This is a genomic window from Halosimplex marinum (genome assembly GCF_051414075.1).
GTDB classification, from domain to species: domain Archaea; phylum Halobacteriota; class Halobacteria; order Halobacteriales; family Haloarculaceae; genus Halosimplex; species Halosimplex marinum.
In genome coordinates, this window is sequence record NZ_JBLKNY010000003.1 from 669,105 (window position 1) to 690,457 (window position 21,353).

General features: G+C 71.4%; 20 protein-coding genes and 1 pseudogene. 6 read left to right on the forward strand and 15 right to left on the reverse strand.

The genetic code is table 11. The features are described 5' to 3' along the window. Nucleotides 1-39 precede the first annotated feature (39 nt). A complete protein-coding gene (locus tag ACMGFI_RS04445; protein ID WP_436907646.1) occupies nt 40-315 on the forward strand; it encodes a ubiquitin-like small modifier protein 1 in 276 nt (91 codons plus the stop codon). Nucleotides 316-363: 48 nt separating this feature from the next. Here the strand turns inward: ACMGFI_RS04445 and alaS are convergent, their stop codons facing one another. Further along, on the reverse strand, nt 364-3,138 hold the full coding sequence (alaS, locus tag ACMGFI_RS04450; protein ID WP_436907647.1) for an alanine--tRNA ligase: 2,775 nt from the start codon (nt 3,136-3,138) through the stop codon (nt 364-366). 235 nt (nt 3,139-3,373) lie between these two features. Here alaS and ACMGFI_RS04455 point away from each other — a divergent pair, with 235 nt between their 5' ends. Beyond that, nucleotides 3,374-3,895 (forward strand): hypothetical protein, encoded by a 522-nt coding sequence (locus ACMGFI_RS04455; protein WP_436907648.1) that lies wholly within the window; start codon nt 3,374-3,376, stop codon nt 3,893-3,895. Between the two features lie 66 nt (nt 3,896-3,961). Here ACMGFI_RS04455 and ACMGFI_RS04460 read toward each other — a convergent pair whose 3' ends face one another. Then, entirely contained in the window at nt 3,962-5,167 is a 1,206-nt protein-coding gene (locus ACMGFI_RS04460) for a DUF4382 domain-containing protein (RefSeq protein ID WP_436907649.1), read from the reverse strand. Nucleotides 5,168-5,483: 316 nt separating this feature from the next. Here ACMGFI_RS04460 and rnz point away from each other — a divergent pair, with 316 nt between their 5' ends. After that, entirely contained in the window at nt 5,484-6,428 is a 945-nt protein-coding gene (gene rnz / locus ACMGFI_RS04465; RefSeq protein WP_436907651.1) for a ribonuclease Z, read from the forward strand. Between the two features lie 408 nt (nt 6,429-6,836). Here rnz and ACMGFI_RS04470 read toward each other — a convergent pair. Further along, nucleotides 6,837-7,580: pseudogene (locus tag ACMGFI_RS04470) on the reverse strand (DNA alkylation repair protein); the annotation flags it as partial. 77 nt (nt 7,581-7,657) lie between these two features. Between ACMGFI_RS04470 and ACMGFI_RS04475 the strand changes: the two are divergent. Then, nucleotides 7,658-8,365 carry a CDP-alcohol phosphatidyltransferase family protein gene (locus tag ACMGFI_RS04475; protein WP_436907653.1) on the forward strand — a complete coding sequence of 236 codons (708 nt, stop codon included), beginning with the start codon at nt 7,658-7,660 and terminating at the stop codon, nt 8,363-8,365. A 22-nt stretch (nt 8,366-8,387) separates the two neighbouring features. On the opposite strand, the gene ACMGFI_RS04480 is transcribed toward ACMGFI_RS04475, so the two are convergent. The 3 genes from ACMGFI_RS04480 to ACMGFI_RS04490 all read right to left on the reverse strand — a co-directional run bounded on the left by ACMGFI_RS04480 (nt 8,388) and on the right by ACMGFI_RS04490 (nt 10,601). Further along, entirely contained in the window at nt 8,388-9,185 is a 798-nt protein-coding gene (locus ACMGFI_RS04480) for a PHP-associated domain-containing protein (protein WP_436907654.1), read from the reverse strand. A gap of 106 nt (nt 9,186-9,291) precedes the next feature. After that, nucleotides 9,292-9,747, reverse strand: a complete 456-nt coding sequence (locus ACMGFI_RS04485) for a ribonuclease BN (protein WP_436907656.1) — start codon at nt 9,745-9,747, stop codon at nt 9,292-9,294. Further along, nucleotides 9,744-10,601 (reverse strand): YihY/virulence factor BrkB family protein, encoded by an 858-nt coding sequence (locus ACMGFI_RS04490; protein ID WP_436907657.1) that lies wholly within the window; start codon nt 10,599-10,601, stop codon nt 9,744-9,746. Before ACMGFI_RS04490 ends, ACMGFI_RS04485 begins: the two co-directional genes overlap by 4 nt. Nucleotides 10,602-10,774: 173 nt before the next feature. Here ACMGFI_RS04490 and ACMGFI_RS04495 point away from each other — a divergent pair, with 173 nt between their 5' ends. Beyond that, on the forward strand, nt 10,775-11,176 hold the full coding sequence (locus ACMGFI_RS04495) for a hypothetical protein (protein WP_436907659.1): 402 nt from the start codon (nt 10,775-10,777) through the stop codon (nt 11,174-11,176). Between the two features lie 37 nt (nt 11,177-11,213). On the opposite strand, the gene ACMGFI_RS04500 is transcribed toward ACMGFI_RS04495, so the two are convergent. The 9 genes from ACMGFI_RS04500 to hemC form a co-directional block, all read right to left on the reverse strand. Next, nucleotides 11,214-12,332 (reverse strand): tRNA (guanine(26)-N(2))-dimethyltransferase, encoded by a 1,119-nt coding sequence (locus tag ACMGFI_RS04500; RefSeq protein ID WP_436907661.1) that lies wholly within the window; start codon nt 12,330-12,332, stop codon nt 11,214-11,216. Between the two features lie 102 nt (nt 12,333-12,434). Further along, nucleotides 12,435-13,472 carry a metallophosphoesterase family protein gene (locus ACMGFI_RS04505; RefSeq protein ID WP_436907663.1) on the reverse strand — a complete coding sequence of 346 codons (1,038 nt, stop codon included), beginning with the start codon at nt 13,470-13,472 and terminating at the stop codon, nt 12,435-12,437. Continuing rightward, the gene (locus ACMGFI_RS04510; RefSeq protein WP_436907664.1) at nt 13,469-14,491 is read right to left on the reverse strand and encodes an ABC transporter ATP-binding protein; all 1,023 of its coding nucleotides are present in this window, start codon (nt 14,489-14,491) and stop codon (nt 13,469-13,471) included. The genes ACMGFI_RS04505 and ACMGFI_RS04510 overlap by 4 nt, the downstream gene beginning before the upstream one ends. Beyond that, complete coding sequence (locus tag ACMGFI_RS04515; RefSeq protein ID WP_436907665.1) at nt 14,491-15,408, reverse strand: ABC transporter permease; 918 nt, start codon at nt 15,406-15,408, stop codon at nt 14,491-14,493. The genes ACMGFI_RS04510 and ACMGFI_RS04515 overlap by 1 nt, the downstream gene beginning before the upstream one ends. Continuing rightward, nucleotides 15,405-16,385, reverse strand: a complete 981-nt coding sequence (locus ACMGFI_RS04520) for an ABC transporter permease (protein WP_436907667.1) — start codon at nt 16,383-16,385, stop codon at nt 15,405-15,407. Before ACMGFI_RS04520 ends, ACMGFI_RS04515 begins: the two co-directional genes overlap by 4 nt. Beyond that, entirely contained in the window at nt 16,385-17,524 is a 1,140-nt protein-coding gene (locus ACMGFI_RS04525) for an extracellular solute-binding protein (RefSeq protein ID WP_436907669.1), read from the reverse strand. The genes ACMGFI_RS04520 and ACMGFI_RS04525 overlap by 1 nt, the downstream gene beginning before the upstream one ends. Before the next feature lie 161 nt (nt 17,525-17,685). Next, on the reverse strand, nt 17,686-18,453 hold the full coding sequence (locus ACMGFI_RS04530; protein WP_436907670.1) for a uroporphyrinogen-III synthase: 768 nt from the start codon (nt 18,451-18,453) through the stop codon (nt 17,686-17,688). Beyond that, the gene (gene cobA / locus ACMGFI_RS04535) at nt 18,450-19,292 is read right to left on the reverse strand and encodes a uroporphyrinogen-III C-methyltransferase (protein ID WP_436907671.1); all 843 of its coding nucleotides are present in this window, start codon (nt 19,290-19,292) and stop codon (nt 18,450-18,452) included. Before cobA ends, ACMGFI_RS04530 begins: the two co-directional genes overlap by 4 nt. Continuing rightward, complete coding sequence (gene hemC, locus ACMGFI_RS04540; RefSeq protein WP_436907672.1) at nt 19,289-20,518, reverse strand: hydroxymethylbilane synthase; 1,230 nt, start codon at nt 20,516-20,518, stop codon at nt 19,289-19,291. Before hemC ends, cobA begins: the two co-directional genes overlap by 4 nt. Nucleotides 20,519-20,748: 230 nt before the next feature. Between hemC and ACMGFI_RS04545 the strand changes: the two genes are divergently transcribed. Next, the gene (locus ACMGFI_RS04545; RefSeq protein ID WP_436907673.1) at nt 20,749-21,294 is read left to right on the forward strand and encodes a GrpB family protein; all 546 of its coding nucleotides are present in this window, start codon (nt 20,749-20,751) and stop codon (nt 21,292-21,294) included. Nucleotides 21,295-21,353: the final 59 nt, after the last annotated feature.

Below are 21,353 nucleotides of genomic sequence, written 5' to 3' on the forward strand. Positions count from 1 at the left end.
TGCGGAACGCTCTTTGGGAGGCGGTGCCCTCCCTCGTGTATGCACTGGCGACTGTTCGCCACGCTCGCCGAGACGGCCGGCGACACCGAGATCGCGGTCGAGTCCGACGCCGAGACCGTCGGCGACGCCTTCGACGCGCTCCTCGACGCGCACCCCGACCTCGAATCCGAAGTGCTGGACGAGGAGGGCGACCTCTACGACCACGTCCGCCTGCTCCACGAGGGCCGGGACCCGTTCGCCGAGGCGGAGGGCTTCGAGACGCCGGTCGAGGAGGGCGACGAACTCGCGCTGTTCCCGCCGGTCAGCGGCGGGTAATCCCCGGGAGAACGAGACGAGTGCGAGCGCGGACCGCAGTTTCGATTTCTACGCGTTCGCGACCTGCTGGAGCACGTCGGGCGCTTCGTCCAGCGCGTCGTCGAGGCTGTCGGCGTCGGGGCCGCCGCCCTGTGCGAAGTCCGGCGGGCCGCCGCCGCCGCCGCCGACCTTCCGCGCCAGCTGGCTCACGACCTCGCCGGCGTTGACCGCCGAGCCGTCGGGGACGGCGACGACGAACGTCGCGCCGTCCCGACCCGACCCCAGCACCGCGATCTTCCCCTCCTCGACGAGGGCGTTGGCCGTGGCGCGCAGTTCGTCCATGTCGCCGTCCAGCCGCTGGACGACGGCGGTCTCGTCGTCCACTTCGACCTCCTCCCCGCCGCCCGAGCCTGCCGCGCGGACCTCGGCGAGTTCCTCCTTCAGCTGCTCGATGGTCTTGCCGCGCTCCTTCCACTCGGTGAAGAAGCGCTCGGCCGTCTCGGGCACCTCCTCGGGCGCCACGTCGAGGACCTCGGCGGCCTCGTAGAGGGCGTCCTCGGTGTCCTGGGTGGCCTGGACGGCGGCGTCGCCCGCGGCGAACTCGATGCGGATGACGCCGTCCTGGACGCGCTCGGTGCCGAGGATCTTGATCGCACCGACGTCGCCGGTGCGGGCGACGTGGGTGCCCCCGCAGGCCTGCACGTCCTCGGCGACGTGGATGAGCCGGATGTTCTCGCCGGCGGGGATCCCGCCCTGGTAGAGGTCGAAGCCGTGTTCGTCCTCGGCCTCGTGGCGGTCGGGCCACTCCTGTTTGACCGGCCCGTTCGACCGGACGATGTCGTTGGCGCGGTGTTCGATCTCCTTGACCTCCTCGCGGGAGACCGACTCGTAGTGGCTCACGTCGATCCGGGACGACTCGGTCCCCTTCTGGGCGCCGGCCTGGCGGACGTGCTCGCCGAGCACCTGCCGGGCGCTGTGGATGACGATGTGGGTCGCGGTGTGGTGGGCCATGAGCCGGCGCCGGCGCGCGCCGTCGATCTGCCCGCGGACGAACTCACCCTTGCCGGGGTCCTCGTCGGTCGTGTGGAGGATGACGCCGTCGACGATCTGGACGTCGTCGACCTCGGCGGTCACGTCGTCGGTCGACAGCGTCCCGTGGTCCGGCGGCTGGCCGCCGCCCTCGGGGTAGAACATCGTCTGGTCTAACACCACGTCGTAGCCCTCGCCGTCGCGCTCGAACACCTCCAGTACCACCGCTTCGAACTCCGTGCGCTGCTGGTCCTCGTAGTAGAGGCGGTCGGTGTCGGGCAGCTCTTCCAGCCTGTCTTCGTAGGGCCGCTCCTCGCCTTCCTCGAAGGCCTGGCCGCCGCCGTGGCGGTCGGCGACGAGCGCGTAGAAGTCGTCGGGCGTCTCCACGTCGACGCCCTTCTCGGCGGCGATCTCCTCGACCATGTCCGGCTGGATGCCGTGGGAGTCGTACAGCTCGATGAGTTCGCCGACCGGGATGGGGTCGCCCTGCTGGGCGTAGTCGTCGGCCAGGCGACGGACGCGGCGGCCGCCCTGGTCGAGCGTCTCGCGGTACTTCTCGACCTCGGTGCGGACGATGTCCCGTATCGTGTCGCGGTTCTCGTAGCCCAGCCGCTCGGCCTGCATGTCGACGAGTTCGTCCAGCGGCGCGTCGACGCCGACGTTGTCCACGAGGCGCTTGGTGCGCCGGAGGACCATCCGGGCGAGATAGCCCGTGCCGACGTTCGAGGGGACGATGTTGTCCCCGAGCATGTACGCGAGCGTCCGACAGTGGTCGGCGATGGCGTAGATGTCTTCGAGGGGTTCGAGCAGGTCGGCCAGTTCGCCCGTGGACACGTCGAGCTGGTCGGCGATGTTGTCGCGGGCCGACTCCATGTCCTCGGCCTCGTCGATGTCCATGTGGCCCGCGAGCTTCGCGGCGCGGTGGACGATCTCTTCCTCGCGCTCGGAGTAGTCGAGGCCGGCGTTGTCCTTCAGGAAGTCGATGGCCTCGGGGTAGACGGCCTCGTAGACAGTGGGGGTGCCCTGGGACATCCACGTCCAGCGCTCGATGCCGTAGCCGGTGTCGATGACCCGGCGGTCCATCTGACTGTACGTGTTTCCGTCTTTCATCTCGACGTCGCCGTCGGGGTCCTGCTCGAACTGCATGAAGACGAGCGTCGCGAGTTCGAGCCCGCGGTAGATGACCTCGAAGGCGGGGCCGGCGTTGCCGCCGCCGACCCAGGGGTCCTCGATGAGCGTCACGTCCTCGCGGGGCGCACCGACTTCGGCGAGGAGATCCATGCAGTGCTCGACGCACTTGTCCTTCCAGTAGACCTCGCCCTCGTAGGCGTAGTCGGTGCCCTCGTCGGCGTTGAACGCGTGGTGGCCGCCCATCTCGAAGGCCATCGTGTGGCGGCCGGTCTTGCCGACGTTGTCGATGTCCTGCATGCGGATACAGGGCTGGGAGACGACCAGCGGGTTGGCCGGCGGCGGGGACTCGCCGCTGGTGACGTGCGGCTGGAAGTCGTAGATAGACGCCTGCGTGAGGAGGACGTCGTCGCGCCAGCGGTTGGCCGCGACCGGGTAGGGGTCGATGCGCTCGTGACCCCGATCCTCGAAGAACGAGAGGAACGTCTCGCGGGTCTCTTCGAGCGACATCTCCTCGTCGAAGCCGGGGTCGTCGATGAAGCCGTACTCTTCGCATGGCGGCTCGCCGCAGGTCGCCCGGTCCCCGTCGAGCGTCCAGAAGTGGGCCCCACACTCGGAGCACTCCTTCCGGTGGAAGCCGTGCTCCTCGAAGTAGTCGAGTCGATACTCCTGTTCGAGGTCGCTCATTCGTTGCTAGTTGGCCCAGCGGCGCCTAAAACAGTTCCGAAGGTGCGATCCCCGCTCGCACGGCGCTCGCGGACACTCGCGGCGGATCGCCGGACGGACCGAACTCTTCCGGTCGGTCCCCGGTCCCCGGTCGGCTCCGGCGGGTCGCTCGACCCCGCTTGGCTCCCGCTCGGCCCGAGTCCCACCCCGACCCGTCGGTGACAAGACACATATCGGGTCCGGGTCACGGGCGAGTATGCGCCGCTTCGCCATCGCCGGCGTCGTGCTCATGTTCGCCATCGTCGGCGGCGCGACCGTCGCGCTGTCGGCGCTCACCTCCGAGGACCGCCCCGCGAACGCGACCGTCTCGACGTTCGAACCGCGGGTAGCGGTCGGCAACCAGTCCGAGGACCCCTACCCCGACTCCGACGGGGTCGCCACCTGCAACGACCAGGGGCCCATGCCGGGCAACGCCGGGCTGAGCGGGTCGCTCGTCGTCGAACGCCCGCTCCGCGACGACGGGCCGCCCGAACCCTCGTTCCGGGTGAACGTGTCCGTCGACGACGGGGCGCTCGTCGAAACCCGCACCGTCACGCTCTCGACGGGCGGCTCCGAGCGGCTGGTCCTGTTCAGGATAGCCGACCGGCCGCCGTCGCTGGACGGCGGCGACACCGTCCCCGTCCGCGCGACCGTCACGACGGAGAACACCACCGTCGCCACGGCCTCGCGTACGGTGGAGGTCACCGAGCGCGACGTGCCGTGCGCGGACGAGAACTGACCGCGAGTAAACAGGAGCTGACTGCGAACACTGGCGCGGTCGCCGTTCGCTGTCGTCGTCGCGGCGTCAGTCGCCCTGGCCGTTCCCGGCGCCCTGACCGGGTCCGCCGTCACCCGGACCGCCCTCGCCTGGGCCGCCGTCATCGTCGTCTTCGTCGTCATCATCTCCGTCCTCGAACTCCGCTTCGAGTTCGGCCTCGGCGTCGCCGTCCTCGACCTCGATCTCGAGTTCCTCGGCGTCGCTCGGGACATGCACCACGACCTCGCCATCGGCGTCAGTGGTGCCGGTCGGGCCGCCGTCGACGCCCACCGTCGCGTTCGCGAGCGCCGACCCGTTCTCGGTGACGCGGACGGTGACGTTCTCGCCCGCGGAGACGTTGCCGACGAACGAGGCGTCGATCGAGCGGTCGTCGTCATCGTCGTCCTCGTCGTCGACCCGCTCGATCGGGACTTCGGTACCCGACTCGCTGACGACCGGCTTGAGGATGTACTTCCCGCTGTTGCCCGCTTTGTGGACGGACACGTCGTAGACGAAGTCGACCTCGGAGCCGTTCTCGACGGTGAACTCCGCGTTGAGCTGGAGCTTCCCGCTCGGGAGCTTGACGCGCTGGTCGTCGCCGTTCGTCAGCGTCCCCTCGACCTCGCTGACCTCCATGTGGACCTTGTCGTACTCGCCCGCGGGGAGGTCGAACTGTTCGAGCAGCGTCGCGTTCGCGCCGCGCAGCTGCGAGAGGTCGACCGACGTGGCGTTCACGTCGCGGGTCACCCAGCGACCGTCGCCCTCGCCGGCCTCGTCGTCTTCGCCCTCGTCGTCGTCCATCTCCTCGTCGCGCTCGTCGTCCTCTCGCTCTTGACGCTCCTCGTCGTCTTCTCGCTCGTCCTCGTCAGCGTCGACCTCCTCGCCGGCCTCCGCCTCGTCGGCCGCGGTGCCGTTCGCGGGCGTCGCCGTTCCGTTAGGCGCCACCGTCTCGTTGTCCGGCGTCGCCGTCGCGTTCGCGGTTGACACGTTCCCGTCAGCCGAGCCGTTCGCGGCGTCGACGAGGTGGAACCTGACCGTCGTAATCGTGACGTTCAGGTGCTCGAAGTCGTCCATGTCGTTGGGCTCGTCGCTCACGTAGAAGTTGACCGTCCCGGCGTCGCCGCCGTCGGCCGCGCTCCCGCCGTCGGCGCCCGGTCCCGCTCCGTTCCCGGGCGTCGCCGTGCCGACCGTCCCGGCACAGCCGGCGGTGACGACCAGTAGCGCCGTCGCCACGACGGCGACCGCGCGCCTCATCGCGACACCCCCGTTCGCGGACTCGCTCGCCCGGTCGGTCGCTCCGCCGTCGCAGTCGGTCGGTGGTTCCGTGACATCGTATCCCCCTCTTCCGGCCCCATACCCATATAAAAGGGAGTCGTCGAAGCCGGATTTCGGCGGATTAAGCCGGATTTCGAGCCGCGTAACGACACGCTCGCGACCGTTTCCGTCGAACACGCGTGAACGGGCGAAATGCTTAAATATGGAGTTTGGGGCGGCAGGCGTCGAACCGTCGGGCGCGGCCCGGGGGCGGGGATCCGACACGCGTTTACCGGGTCACGCCGGAAGAGCGGGTATGCGCGTGACGTTTCTCGGCACGAGCGGCGCGGTCCCGACCACCCAGCGCAATACGAGCGCGCTGGGGGTCAACAGGGACGGCGACCGCCTGCTGTTCGACTGCGGCGAGGGCACCCAGCGTCAGATGATGCGCTTCGGGACCGGGTTCGGCGTCGACCACGTCTTCGTCACGCACCTCCACGGCGACCACGTCCTCGGCATCCCCGGCCTCGTCCAGACCTTCGACTTCAACGACCGCGAGCGCCCGCTCGCCGTCCACGCGCCCCACGGCACCCGCGGTCAGATCGAGGACCTCGTCCACGCCGCCGGCAACGACCCCGCCTTCTCCGTCCGGATCAACCAGGTCGGCCCCGGCGACACCGTCCTCGACCGCGAGGAGTACGAGGTCCGGGCCGTCCGCACCGACCACCGCACCCAGTCGGTCGGCTACGCCCTCGTCGAGGACGACCGCAAGGGTCGCTTCGACCGCGAGAAAGCCGAGGAGGAACTGGGCATCCCGCCCGGCCCCAAGTACTCGAAGCTCCACCGCGGCGAGCCGGTCGAACACGACGGCCGGATCGTTCGGCCGGAGGAGGTCGTCGGCCCGCCCCGCCCCGGCCGGACTCTCGTCTACACCGGCGATACCCGTCCCACCGACGCCGTCGCCGCTGCCGCCGAGGACGCCGACCTGCTCGTCCACGACGCCACCTTCGCCAGCGACTGGGCCGACCGCGCGCGGGAGACCGCCCACTCCACCGCCCGCGAGGCCGCCGCCATCGCCGACCGCGCCGGCGCCAAACGGCTCGCGCTGACCCACATCTCCACGCGCTACGCCGGGGACCCCTCCCCCATCGAACGCGAGGCCCGCGAGCACTTCGACGGCGACGCCTGGATCCCCGACGACGGCGAGCGACTCGAAGTGCCCTTCCCCGACGCGGACGACACTGACGACTCCGAGGACTGACTTTCCGAACCGGCGCGCGCTGGAGCGCGTGTTCATGCGCGCGACCGTAATCGCGCGAGGGATGAGGGAACGAGCGAAGCGAGTGAACGAATCGGCTGGGGAGGTTCGTGGCCGTCCGCGGTGCTGTGCGGGGCGGTCGCGGTGCCGTGCTGTGCTGTCCCTGGCGGACTGAAAGGGCGAGGCGCGCTCGCGCTTGCCTGGTCGCCTGAGCGGGCCACTATCCGCGCGGGCGGTGCCGAGAGCGCGGATATCCCGCCTCAGCGACCGCGAGCGCGGCGAGGGCTTTCATCGCCTGCTGTCAGTGACGGTTGCGATTACTGCTAGCGAGCGCGGCGAGGGCTCTCGTCGCTCGCTGTCGGTTGCAGTTCGCGGCCGGTCGCGAGCGGGTCGCGGGTCTGTCGCCGACCGCTACAATCTCGACCGAAAGTCGTCCCGTTGTTCCCACTGGTCGACCCGCTCACGCACTGCCGGGTCGTCTTCGATCAGGTCGCGCAGTGAGGCGGCCGTCGCCCGTCGAACGCGATACTCGTCGTCGCCGGCGAGCCGGTACGCGAGGTCGAGCGCGTGGTCGTTCCCGCGCCCGTAGGCGCCGCCGATCGCCTTGGCGGCGTTCCACCGCGTTCGCAGGTCGTCGCTCCGGCTCCAGCGGTCCAGATACTCGCGGCCGACCGCCGGGTCCTTCGCGGCGACGTGTGTCACCGCGAACGCGCCGCAGCTCTTCTTGACGTAGTCGTCGGAATCGCTCATCAGGCCGTCGAGTATCCGGAGAGCGGCGTCGACCCGCTCCGGCGGCGTCCCCATCAGTCCGACCTCGCAGGCCCGCCGGACGTAGTTGTCCTCGTGGGCGACCCACTCGTCCAGCGCGGATTCGACGCGGTCGAACGAGTGCTCCGTGACGTGCTTGAGCGCCTGCGCCACCCGCTCCCGGACTCGCCAGTCGTCGTCCCGCGCCACCTCCCGGAGATACGTGAGTCGCGCCGGGAGGGCGTCCTCGGCGACGGCTTTCCGGGTCCACGCCTCGACCTTGAACCCCTTCTCGTTCGGATCCCCCTCCGGGAGCGCCTCTATCTCGGCCCACTCGCGGTCGGGATACCAGTCGTCCGCCAGCGCCCGGACCTCCGGGGTACTCAGTCCGTCCAGGTCCATCGTGCTCCGGACGTTCCACCCCCACCGAACGTATAGGTTCGGTGATCGGACGGCGAGGAGTCACGGGAGAAACCGGTGGACACATGAGCGACGCCGGAGCATCCACCCACGAGATGGACATCGACTGGCGGGCGCGGGCGGGCGAGGTGTGGACCGTCCCGAACCTGATCTCCCTCTCGCGGTTGCCGCTGGTCGCGGGGATCGTCCTCGCCCCCGAGTCGCCGGTCCGCTACGTCCTGTTCGCGCTGGTCGTCCTCTCGGACGGCGTGGACGGCTGGGTGGCCCGCCGGCTCGACCAGACCACCGAACTCGGCGCCCTGCTCGACCCGGCGCTGGACAAACTCACCGCGCTGGTCCTCGTCGCCGCCCTCTACCCGGCGACGGGGCTGGACCTCGCGTACCTCGCCTTCTTCTTCGCGCGGGACGCCTTCGTCGTGGCGATGGTACCGCTCGTGCCCGTCCTCGCCTTCGAGACCGAGAAGGTGAAAGCGCGGCTGCCGGGGAAGGTCGTCACGAACCTGCAGTTCCTGGCGATGGTGGGGATGCTCGTCCCGGCGGCGACCGCGACGGAGGCGCTGCTGTGGGCGCTGGGCGTCGCCTCGGCAGTCGCGATCACCGACTACGTGGTCTTCGTCGCGCGCGAGCAGACCGACCGCGCGTGGGTCCACGACTGGCGCGGGGTCGCCGTCGCGGCCGTCGCCGTCGCCGCGGCCTTCGCGGCCGTCGTCCGGCTACTGCTGGCCGACCAGTTCGCCGAGGCGCTGGCGGCGCTCGCGACGCTCACGGCGTGAGGGCGTTTCGATCGGTAAACCCCTACAGAAGGCCGCCGTCGGGTCCGTAGGCGTTCATGTCGGCGAAGCGGTCGGGGTAGTCGCCGGCGGGGTGGGTGGGTTCGTCGCCCGAGAGGACGACGCGCTTGAACTTGTCGTAGGAGTTCTCCCAGCCGAGGTGGGCGAACTCGACGCGGCGTTTGAGCAGGTGCGCGAGGCCGTTCCGGTGGTACATCCGGCGGCGCGCGCCCGAGCGGAGCGCGTCGACGAGGTCGCCGGCGGAGTCGATGGGGCGGTCGAACTCCACCCAGGCCTCGCCGACGGTGGTCGTGAGGTGGGCGTACGACGAGAGGAACGTCGGCAGGCCGGACTCGCGGGCGATCTCGCGGGCGCGGCGGTCGTCCCACGGCCAGTGTTTCGGGTTGTACACCTCGACGGCGTCGACCGCGTCGGCGTAGGTGGCGATGTCCGCCTCGGTCATGCTGAGCGTGAGGAACTCGGGGTGAGGGACCAGGACCGCGGCGTCGTGGCCGGCGATCTCGGCCATGGTGTCGTCGAGGGTGAGGAAGTCCGGGACGGGCTCGTCGGGGTCGACGGCGAGGACGTGCTTGCGGGCGGACCACTTGCCGGTGAAGTACTCGCGGCCGGGCACCACAAGGAGGTCCTCGTCGGAGAAGCGGGCGGCGCGCTCGCGGACCGTCGAGAGGTGGGTGAAGTGGGGGGCGTAGACGATGGCGTCGAGGCCGACGGCCTTGGCGCGGCGGACGACCCCCTCGTCGAGGACCTTGACGTGGAGGTCGACGCGCGACTCCCCGTCGGTCGACGCGCCGCCCTGAGCCATGCCACGAACTACGCAAGCCGGACTTTATGTGTTACGAAGCCCGGAAGCGCGCCGTCGGGCGACTGTGTCCGCGCGTCCGCCGCCGGACGGGTCCCGACCGCCGCGGTTACCGGAACTTTCCGAGGAGGTCGGTCAGCCCGGCGGCCTTGCGGCCGGCGGCGAGGAAGGATCCGAGGACCACCATGAAGACGTAGAGGCCGAGCGTCGAGAGCCAGACGACGAGCATGGCGGCGACGGCGGCCCAGTTGTTCAGGTAGTAGAAGGCGCCGACCGTCATCGCGGTGCCGTAGAGGAGCACGAGATAGGGGCCCCACCCGGTCGCGTGGCCGCGGCGCTGGCGCTTGCGGACGTACCGGCGGAGTTCCTCGCGGATGTCGTCGCGGTGGACCGTCTTCTCGTCGACGCGGGTCCGCAGCGACTCCAGCTCTTCCCGCAGCTCCGCGACCTCCGCGTCGACGCCCGCCTCCTCCGAGCCCGGGCTCGGACTCGTGGTCGAGCCCGCGGAGGCGGTGCGCTCGTCGCCCGCGGCGGAATCGTCGTCGGCACCAGTGTCGGCGGTCATGGGCGCGTACCTCGACTGTCGCCTGGCTCCCCCTTGGTGTTGGTGGTCCGACGGTCGGCCAGGACGGCGTTCAGCGCCGCCCCCACCAGCAGGACCGTCGCCCCCGCGTAGTACCACGTCACCAGCAGGAGGACGACCCCCAGCACCCCGTACACGTCGAACTGGCCCGCCATCCCCGCGTAGAGCCGGAATCCGGTCCCCAGCAGCGTCCAGCCGACCGCGGCGAAGACGGTCCCCGGCAGCGCCTCGGCGAGCCCCGCGTCGGTGTCCGGGAAGACCACGAACAGCGGGAAGAAGACGACGGTGAGCACGACGACGAGGGCGGCGGTTCCCAGCAGCCCCACGAGCGCGACGCCGGCGTAGCCGACGGCGACGCCGACGGCCACGAGCGCCGCGAGGCCGACCGCCACCGCCCCGAGCGCGACCGCCGCGTCGCGCACCTTACCCACCATCGACTCCGCCGTCTCCGTCCCGTAGATCCGCGAGAACGCGATGTCCAGCCCGCGGAACACCTTCAGCGCGCTCCAGACCAGGAGGCCGACGCCGACGAGCGTCGCCGGCGCGGCCCCGGCGGCGTCGACCAGCGCCGACCGCACCAGGTCCTGTCCCACCGGCGAGAGGACGTTTCCGGTCGCCGCCACGACCTCCGCGGCCAGATCCGGCCCGCCCAGCGTCGACGCGACGACCAGCAGTAACATCAGCGCCGGCAGCAGCGACACGAACGCGTAGTAGGCGATGCCCGCCGCCAGGAAGGTCACTTCCCGCTCGCGCACCAGCGCGACGACCGCCCGCGCGACGGCGACGGCTTCCCGGCCGCCCGCTCGCGCCCGCCCGCCGACCGACTCCGGTTGCACGCTCCCGTCTGCGTGCCTCGCGCACTAATAGCCGCGGGCTCCGGCGACCGCGCTCGCGTCTCCGCCGACCGCACTCGCGGGCTCCGGCCGTCCCGCTCGACCCGACCCGGCGACGCTCCCGGGCGCGCTCGTCGTGACGAAAGGACCAAGACGCGTCCGCCGCCCCTACCGGTATGGACCGGGGACTCGACGAGGTCGTGATGCGCGGGACGGTCGTCCTGCTCGCCGGCGGGCTGCCGCTGGTCGCCGCCGGGACGGCCGGCGTCGCCGGCTCGCTCGCGCTCGTCGTCGCGCTCGCGGCCGCCGGCGGCGCCCTCTATCTCGCCGCGGAGCGACTCGACGCGTCCGCGGACCCGGACGGAGCCTCGGGCGCCCTCGACCCGCGTGCGGTCGCGGCCGACCTGTGGCTCGGCCCGTTCCTCGCGGCCGCCGTCGTCGGCGCCTACCTCGGCGCGAGTCCGGGCGAGGTGCAGGCGCTGGGCGGGCTCCTCGGGCTCGTCGGGATGCTCAACTACTTCCTGCGCCCGTTCTACCACCTGGTCTACGGCATCGCCCGCCGCGTCGCGTCGCTGTGAACGGTGCTCGTCGCTCGTTCGACAGTCAGGGCGCCGCTCACTCCTCGACGACAGCGGCGCGGATCTCGGTCACGTCGGCGTCGGTCTTGAACGTCGTCCCGCCGTAGTGGGTCCGCGAGGCGTCGTGGCCGGCCGCCCGCAGTCGCCCGATGAACTCGTCCATCGCCACCGCGCCGACGCCCCAGCGCTTGCACAGGCGGTGCTGGTCGTAGTGGGTCGGCTCCGCCAGTTCCGCCGCGACCGTCTCGCACAGCTCGCGGGCCTCGTCGGCGGTTCCCATCCCGTCGTCCACCGCGTCGCGGACCGCCTCGACGAATTCGGGGTCGCAGGTCCGCCCCAGCCAGATCGGGCCGGCCGTCTGGATCGCCTCGCCGCACTCGGGGCACCAGTCGAGGGGGTCCGCGATGAGGCCGGGCGTCGCCTCGCGGTAGAGACAGTGCTCACAGTGGTCGACGTGGCCGAGTTCGTCGATCAGGGCGTCCGCGGCCTGCGCGCCCGACTCCAGCCGGAGGTAGGTGCGGGCGTAGTGTTTCGTGGCGTGGCTGAAGACCGGGCGGGCGGCCAGGTCGTAACGGGCGGCGGTACGGACGAGCGCCGAGAGCAGTACTCTGAGGCCCATCTCGGCGTGGTACTCGGTGTTTCGGGGGACCGTCGAGTAGTGGCGGACGCCGCTCTCGAAGTGAGCCCCGCAGAGCGGGGCGGTGTCGGTGGCAGTGATACAGACCAGCCGGCTCGCGCCCCTGAACGCAGCGTCAGCGAACGGGATCGGCGTCCCGAACGGGTCCACGTCGACCACGTCGAACGTCTCCTCGTGCATGAGCGCGTTGGCGTCGCGGTGGAGGACGCGCCCGTCGAGGTCGTTGCGCGCGAGGTTCTCGCGGGCGAGGTCGACGGCGTCGGGGTCCACGTCACAACAGGTCGCCTCGAACCCCTCGGCCGCGGCGCGGACGCCCCTGATGCCGGAGGCGGCGGTGGCGTCGAGGTAGCTGAGGGTGCGGTCGGACTCGCGATCAGTGTCGGCTTCGAGCGCGCGCAGGACGGCGACGGTCAGGTCGCGGTTGAGCTCCTGGACGGGGTTGAAGAACACGTCCTCGCCCACGCCGGCGTCGGCCTGTTCGGGAACCTCGACCGTCACGTCGCCCTCGGTCACGCGCATACCCCCACGACTCCGGCGACGGCGAAAAGCCATGGGTTTGCCGGCGCCCCGTGCGGTCCCCGGCGCCCCGGGGCGGCCCCGAGCGCCCCCGACGCCGACCGCTCACTCGCCGACCCCGCCGGCCAGCCGCCGCTCGGCGAGTTCGCAGACGGTCCGCCCCAGCGGTTTCCCGTCGCGCGCGAGCCCGTGAGCCTCCGCGACGCCGTCGGCCTCGGCCAGCGGGACGAGCCGGAGGGTCGTCCCGTCGGGGCCGACCTCGACGTGCAGCGACGCCTGGGGGAACGAGCAGACAGCGGGCGCGAGCGCCTCGACGGTGTCGCCGTGGTCGACCAGCGCCGGGACGTGGTGGTGCGCCGAGAGGGCCAGCGGCGCGTCGTGCTCGCGCAGGAGCGCCGCGACCGCCTCGTCGTCGTAGAGGCGGAAGTTCCGCCAGCGCGGCCCGTCCGGGCAGTCCGGGAGCCCGGCGGCGGGGTGGTGGAGCGCGACCACCGGCCGCTCGCAGTCCGCGAGGCGCTCGGCCAGCCAGGCGCGCTGGGCGGGGCCGACCCGCCCGCCCCAGGTCTCCCGCAGGTCCGCGGGACCGTCGGCCGACGCTACGTCGGTCCCCCGACGACCGTCGCCGGCACCGCCGGTCGCGGTGTCGACGCCCAGCAGCGTCACGCCGCCGACCTCCCACGCGAACGGGAGCGGCCCGTACCGCTCGGCGAACCGCTCGACCGGCGGACTGGCGTGGTCGTCGAAGGCCTTCGGCACGTCGTGGTTGCCGGGGATCGCCCGCCAGGGGACCGACAGATCCGCGAGCGCGCCGTCGACGGCGTCGAACTCCGCCGGGTGGCCGTCCCGGGTGAGGTCGCCGGCGAGCAGCGCGGCGTCGGTGTGGTCGTTCGCGAGCGAGACCGCCGTCCGCAGGCGGTCGAGCGTCCGGTGGTACACCTTCCACGTCCCGCGGGCGGTCACGGCGACGTGCGGGTCCGCGATCACCGAAAGCGTCGCCGGCGGGTCGCTGGTCGGCCGGTCGAGCCGGGCGAAGACGGGGCCGGGCGCCGGTTCCCGTTCGCGGCTCCCGCCCGCTTCCCCGTCGGCGCTCGCCACCCGGCCGGCGCTCGCTACCCCGCCCTCGCCCCGGTCCCCGCCGCTCATGACTCGGGGAGGACGTGGACGCGGTCGGTGTCGAGGGCGAGCGACACCCGGTCGCCGGTCGCCGGCGCGTCGTCGGGGTCGACCCGGAGCGTGACCGACTCGCCGTCGGGGAGGTCCGCGACCGCCCGGACGTGTTCGCCGAGGTAGAACCGCTCGCGGACGGTCGCCTCGAAGGGGCCCTCGCCCACCTCGAACGCCTCGGGCCGGGCGACGACGGTCACCTCGCCCTCGTGGCCGTTCGGCGCGGGGGCCGTCGCGTGGCCGAAGTCGAGGCGGCCGCTGTCGGCGGTCGCCCGCAGGCGGTTCGACGTGCCGACGAAGTCCGCGACGAAGGCGTTGGCCGGCCGCTCGTACACCTCGTCGGGCGTCCCGACCTGCTCGACCCGGCCGTCGTTCATGACGGCGATGCGGTCGCACATCACCATCGCCTCGCTCTGGTCGTGGGTGACGTACAGCGCCGTCACGTCGAGGTCGTCCAGCAGGGCGCCGATCTCCTCCTGCAGCCGGGTCTTGAGCTTCGCGTCGAGGCCGGTCATCGGCTCGTCCAGCAGGAGCACGCGCGGCTCGATGGCCAGCGCCCGCGCGAGGCCGACCCGCTGTTGCTGGCCGCCCGACAGCGTCGTCGGGTCCCGGTCCGCGAGCTCGCCGATGTCGAGCAGCTCCAGCAGCTCGGTCGCGCGCGTCGACCGCTCGTCGGCGGGCACGTCCCGCATCTTCAGCCCGAACTCGACGTTCTCCCGGACGGTCATGTTGTCGAACAGCGCGTACGACTGGAAGACCAGTCCGACCGACCGCTGTTCGGGCGGGACGTGCGTGATGTCCTCCTCGCCGAAGCGGACGGCGCCGTCCGTGGGCGTCTCGAAGCCCGCGACGGTCCGCAGGGTCGTCGTCTTCCCGCAGCCCGACGGCCCGACGAGCCCCAGCGTCTCGCCCGGTTCGACCGTCAGCGACACGCCGTCGACGGCGGTCGTCTCACCGAACGCCTTGGTCACGTCGTCGAGTCGCACTCGTTCTGCCATTATTTGACACCTCCGACGGAGAAGCCGCGCTGGCCGGTCGCCTGCAGCGCGACGGTGACGCCGGCCACGATCAGGAAGTACAGCGAGACGGCCGCGGCCGTCTGCAGGATGCTGCTGTTCGTGATGTTGTTGTAGAGGAAGATCGAGAACGGACGCGGGCCCCGGGAGTAGACCATATAGGAGAAGTTGAACTCCGCGGCGGCCAGCGTCCAGCAGACGATCGCCCCCGAGAGGATGCCCCGCTTGGCGCTGGGGACGATGACGGTGAGGAAGGTTCGCGGCCAGGAGGCCCCGAGCGAGCGGGCGCTCTCCTCGAGTTGGCGCAGGTCCATCGACTCGAACGACGACTGGACCGCGAGGATCATGTAGGGGATCTTCAGCAGGGAGTAGCCGATCACCAGCGCCGCCGCGCTCGGGAGATTCGGGTAGGTCCGCAGGAAGGCGATCCCCAGGATCACGCCCGGCACCAGCGGGAGGACGGCGGCCGTGTTCAGCCAGCCGACGCCGTAGAAGTCGTAGCGGGTCACCGCGTAGGCGATCGGGACGCCGACGACGAGGTTGATCAGCACCCCGCAGAGCGCGATCACGAGGCTGAAGACCAGCGAGGCACCCATGATCGTCACGGAGTACCCCGCCGGGAGTTGGATCGTCGCGCTGCCGAGCGCGCGCTGTGCGCCGACCGACTCCTGCAGGCCGAGGACGTGCAGCCAGTTGTCGAGCGTGCCCAGTTCCTGCGGGAGGACCCCGGTCCAGTCGCCGGCGAACGACGCGACGAGCGTGAGCGCGACCGGCGCGATGAGGAAGACGACGGTCACCGCGATGAGGGCGGTGACGGCGCGGCGACCGATCGCCCCGGAGAGGCGGCCGAAGCGGCCGGGGTCGCGGTCGGGGACCGCCCGCCCGGTGTCGGTGCTCATCCGGCCACCTCCGCGCTGGTGTAGCGCAGGCCGGCGAACGTGAACAGGACCGTGAACGCGAAGAAGACGACCGCGAGCGCCGACGCGATGGGGAGGTTGAACCCGGTCGCCAGTTCCTGGTCGAACCGGAAGGTGACCACCGACAGCGCCTTCAGCACGAGGACGGTGCCGAAGATGGCCAGCGCCGTCCGGAACGTGAGGATGAGCGCGCCGACCACGCCGGGGCGGATCTGCGGGAGCGTCACGTACCGGAACGTCTGCCAGGGGGTCGCCCCCAGCGCGCGGGCGGCCTCCTCGGCGTCGGTGTTGACCTCCGCGTAGCTCCCCCGCAACAGGAAGGTCGCCCGCGGGATCATCGAGTAGCAGTACCCCAGGAACAGGCCGGCGACCGCCAGCGCGGTCCCCGGCGGCTGGCCGGTCAGCGCGAGGGCGACCGGGTCCATCCCGGCGATGGCGGCGAAGAAGTTCGTCAGCACGCCGGTCCGGGCGAACCACACCATGATCATGAAGGCGACGACGATGCCCGGGAGGCTGATGGGGAACGAGATGAGCGTCACGAGCAGGCCCTCGTGGGGCAGGTCGTAGTTCTCCAGGCCGTGGGCGATCGCGACGCCGACGGCGACGCTGACGACGGTGGTCGCCGCGCCGAACCACAGCGAGTTCCAGATCACCTCGCCGTACACCGGGTCAGCGCTCACGCCGCTCCCGACGACAGGCAGGTACGCGGCCACCGACAGCGCGAGCGTCCGGTAGCTCTCGAACTGGAGGCCCTGGATCGCCCCGGCGGACTCGGAGAGGCTCATCCGGACCAGGTACACCAGCGGGACGGCGGCGCCGACGACCGCCAGCGCGAGGAACGGGAGCGTCAGGGCGACGATCCGCCGCCGTTCCCGGTCGCGCTCGGTCGGCGCCCCGATCAGCCGCCCCGTCCCGTCGACGAGCCGGCCGACCAGCTCTCGGTCGTCGAGCGTCGACATCAGTAGCCCGTCAGGCCGACGCCCTTGCCGATCTCCTCGATGATGCTCTCCTGGTTGTCGACCAGCTGCTCGTAGTCGACGCCGAACTGGGTCTCCTCGTAGCGGCTCTGGGCGGGGAACTCGTCGGGCATGTCCAGCTCGGAGGCGCGGATCGGCCGGACGTAGGCGTCGAGGAACTGCCGCTGGCCCTCCAGCGAGAGCACGTAGTCCATGAACAGCTTGGCTGCCTCCGGGTTGGGGGCGCCGTCGAGCATCCCGTAGCCGTAGGGGTTCTGCATGGCGCCGGGCTCGCCGTCCGGCCCGGTGAGCAGGCGCACGCCGACCTGGTCCTCGCCGACCGCGTCGGAGTTGTACTTCAGGTCCAGCCCGGTGTAGTCGTACTCGACGAAGGTGACGACGTTGCCGGAGGTGAAGTCGCCCTCCAGGTTGCCCCGGAAGGTCGCGCCCATCTCCTGGAGCTCGTTGTAGTAGTCGACGACCGGCTGGACGTCGTCCAGCGAGCCGCCGTAGGCGTTGTTGATCGACAGCGCGCCGGCGAGGCCGACCGCCGCCTGGGGCGGCTGAAAGACGAGATCCTGGGCGATGTCGGGGTTCTTCAGATCCTCCCAGGTCTCGGGGGGCTCGATGCCCCGCTCCTCGTAGATGTCGGCCCGGTAGGTGACCGTCGTGGTCATCTGCCGGGTTGCGGTCATGTGGCCGTTGTCCGTCTTGAGCTTCTCGGGCACCTTGTCCCAGTTGGCGGGCTTGTAGTCGGTGGTGTAGTCGTCCTGCATCGCGATGATGCCGTAGGTGTACCCGCCGTTGTACGCCGAGTGGGTCGGGTCCTGGGCGTTGGCGCGGATGTCCTCCAGCGCCTCGCCCGACGACCGCTGGTCGTCGTTGAGCGCGACGCCGTACTCCGACTCGAACGACTCCATGATCGCCTCCCAGTTCGACCACCCCGTCTGGACCGCGTAGATGTACAGCGTCTCCGGGAAGCTGGACGGGCTGACCGTCGTCCGGTAGTCGCCGTAGCCCACCTCGTAGCCGTCGGCAGTGGGGGTTCCACCCGACCCGCCGGAGACCGAACAGCCGGCCAGGGCGGCCGCGGCGGCGCTCGCGCTCACACCCGTCAGGAACTCGCGTCGTGACCGTGACATACAGGTCAGTCTGACAGTCTCCCCCGAAAAGAGGTTGCTAAGACCTCTATATCTCCGTCCGTCGCCGTCCGTTCGGCACACACCGTTCGGTACTCGGCGGGAGCGGTATTGTCGGCTATTGAGACAGTTGCCCGGACCGAACGGACGCGCGGAGGCCGGGGCTACGAGTCCACCGCGTCGACGACCGCCTCCGCCAGCGCCTCGAAGTCGGCGACCTCGGGGACCACGTCGACTGCGACGCCGGCGTCGGCCGCGGTGTCGGCCGTGGGGTCGCCGATGACGCCCACCACCGCGTCGGCAAGCCCCTCGACGGCCTCAGCGCGGACGCCCCGCTCGTCGGCCGCTGCGAGGAAGTGCCGGACGGTCAGCGACGAGGTGAAGAGGGCGCCGTCGAGGTGCCCCTCGGCGGCCAGCTCCGCCGAGTCGCCGGCGTCGGCGGGCCGCTCCAGCCGGTAGAGCACCGTCTCGTGGACGTACGCGCCGGCGTCTTCGAGCCCGGTGAGCAGGACCGCCGAGCCGTGGTCCGAGCGGGCCACCTCGACGCGGGCGCCCGCGACCTCGGCTTCGAGTTCCGCAACGAGTCCCGACGAGGAGAACTCCGCGGGCACCCGGTCGACGCGGTAGTCGCGCGCCCGGAGCGCGTCGGCGGTCGGCTCGCCGATGGCGCAGACGGTCGCGTCGCCGGGCTCCCAGCGCTCCGCGGGGCCGCCCTCGTCGGCGCGCTCGCCGGCCGCGAGTTCGACGCCGGTCTTGCTGGTGAACACGACGTAGTCGGCGTCCGTCCGGGGGGCCGCGCCCGTCGGGTCCACGGCCAGCATCGGGTCCGCGACGGGGTCGGCGCCCAGCGATTCGAGCAGTTCCACGGCGGCGTCGATCCGCTCGTCGGGCGGCCGGAAGACGGCGACCCGCGGGCGGTCGGCGGCGCTCATCGGTCGCTCCCTCCGTTCGACTCGACCCCGTCGGCCGCCCTCGCGGCGTCGCCGTCAGGCGCGCCGTTGCCGTCCCCGGGCGCGTCGCTCCCGTAGCCCCGGAGGAACTCGACGACCCGCTCGCGCTCGCCGGCCACCTCCCCGATCACGGTGACCGCGGGCGGTTCGATCCCGGCCTCGTCGCGGGCGTCGACGATAGTGTCGAGCGTGCCGGTCGCGACCCGCTGGTCCGGCCAGGTCGCCCGCTCGACCAGGGCGACGGGCGTATCGGCGTCCATCCCGGCCGCCCGGAGCGCGGCGGTGTAGTCGGGCAGTTTGCCGACGCCCATCAGGACGACGATGGTCCCGCCCGTCGCCGCGAGCGCGTCCCAGTCGACCGCGGACTCCTCTTTCGTCGGGTCCTCGTGACCGGTGACGAACGAGACGGAGGAGGCGTGGTCGCGGTGGGTCGCGGGGATCCCCGCGACCGCCGGGCCGGCGATGGCCGAGGTGACGCCCGGGACGACCTCGAAGGGGACCCCGTGGTCCGCGAGGTAGGCGGCCTCCTCGCCGCCGCGGCCGAAGACGAACGGGTCGCCGCCCTTCAGCCGGACGACGGTCTTCCCGTCCTCCGCGAGTTCGACCAGCCGCTCGTTGGTGACCGACTGGGGCGTCCGGTCGCCGCCCGCCCGCTTGCCCACGTCCTCGCGTTTCTCCTCGGGGATCAGCCCGAGGATCTCGGGGCCGGGCAACTTGTCGTGCAACACCACGTCGGCCTCCTCCAGCAGGCGCCGGGCCTTGACGGTCAGCAGGTCGGGGTCGCCCGGGCCGGAGCCGACGAGGTAGACGGTCCCGGTCACGCGTTCTCACCCGCGCTGTCGTCGGCGCCCTTCCCGTCGCCGTCCCCGTCGGGCGTGTCCGGCGAGGCGCTGGCGGCGCCGCTCTCCTCGCCGGCGTCCCGGCGGGCGCGCTCGATGATGTCGGCGGCCCCCGCGTCGGCCAGGTCCGCCGCGAACTCGCGAGCGGCCCGGGCGTGCCGCTGGACGGGCAACTCGCGCGTCTCGCGGATCTCCTCGTCGCCCTCGCGGTCGAGCACCCGGACGGAGGCCCGGACGACCGACCCCTGGAGGACGGCGTAGATCCCGATAGGTGCGACGCAACCGCCGCCGAGTTCGTCCAACACTGTTCGCTCGACGGTCGCCTCGACGCGCGTCGGCGGGTGGTCCAGCACGCTCCGCAGGTCCGCCGCGAGGTCGCCGTCCCTGGCCGTGACCGCCAGCGTCCCCTGGCCCGGCGCCGGGACGAACTCGTCGGGGTTCAGCTGCCGGTGTTCGACGTGGTGGAGCAGCCCCGCCCGCTCCAGCCCCGCCTCCGCGAGGACGATGGCGTCGTATTCCACGTCCGGGTCCTGTTCGAGCGCCCGCCGCTCCAGTTCCGTCAGGTCCTCGAACCACTCCTCGACCGTGCGGTCGTACTCGGAGTCGTCATCGTCGTCACCGTCCTCGTCGTCACCCTCGTCGCCGTCGTTCAGGTGCTTGTACTCGGCCAGCTCCTCGACCGCCTCGTCGGCTTCGGCGGCGACGCGGCGCTCGTGTTCGGCCAACAGCGGCGGCGCGAGTAGCTTCTGGATGCGCGTGTCGACGTTCCCGCGCAGGGGCTGCACGTCCAGGTCGTCGCGCTCGGCGAGCAACTGCGCGCCCCGGCGGAGGCTGGACGTGCCGACCGTCGCGCCCTCCGGGAGCCCCGAGAGGGAAGCGCCGTCGCGGGTGACCAGCACGTCCCGCGGCGCGGCCCGCTCGGGGACGCCCGCGACGACCATGTCCTCGGGCATCTCCGTGGGCATGTCCTTCATCGAGTGGACGGCGGCGTCGCAGTCGCCGTCGAGCACCTCCTCGTCGAGCGCGCGGACGAACGCGCCGGTCTTGCCCAGCTCGTGGATGGCCTCGTCGGTGATCTGGTCGCCCGTGGTCTCGACCTCGACGAGTTCCACGTCGAAGCGGCGGTTCTCCAGCCGTTCTTTGATACTGGCGGCCTGGCGCAGCGCCAGGTCGGACCCGCGCGTCCCCAGCCGGAGCGTCGTACTCATTACCTCTCAGTGGTCGGCCCGCCGTGAAAAGGACACCACTTCCGGGATCGCTCGGTCCCAGTTCCTGTCTCTCCACACCCGGACGCCGCAGCGACGAGTAGCGCCCGTTCGGGGCACCTGTGTCGGTCGCCCTCGACTCCGAACTCCGGCGGACCCGCCGCGTTGCCCGCCGGACGGCGCCGACGCCAGGATGCAGAAAACCTTTGACTGTCTCACAAGTACGCCGTCCGATGGACGAGACGCCGATCGAGATCGTCGATCACGACCCGGCGTGGAGCGACCGCTTCCGGGCGGAACGCGACCGCATCGGTCCACTCGTCGAGGAGTACGCGACCCGGATCGACCACATCGGAAGCACGTCCGTTCCGGGGCTGGCCGCGAAACCGATCGTCGACTGCATGGCTGTCGTCGGTGATTCGGACGGGCTGGTCGGGAACGTCGACCGGCTCTCGACGTGGTTCGGCTACGAGATCAGCCACGTCCCGGGCGACTGGCTTCTGCTGCAGCGCGAGGACGACGACGGGCAGGCGTACAACCTGCATCTGATCCCGGAGTCGCGCGAGGAGTGGCAGCGAAACCTGCGCTTCCGGGAGTACCTCCGGCGCTATCCGGAAGCCAGGGCCGAGTACGAGTCGGTCAAACGCGAGGCCGCGGCCGCCCACCCCGAGAACATCGACGGCTACAACGACGCCAAGTCGGACTGCGTGCAGTCAATTCTCGAAGACGCGCGCGCCGACGAGTCGGTCACTGTCCCGGAAGCGAACGCTGACACCTGACCGCCGCCGGTCGGTCGAGACGTTCGGACGGCCGCGGTCATCCTCTCCGTCTGCTGATT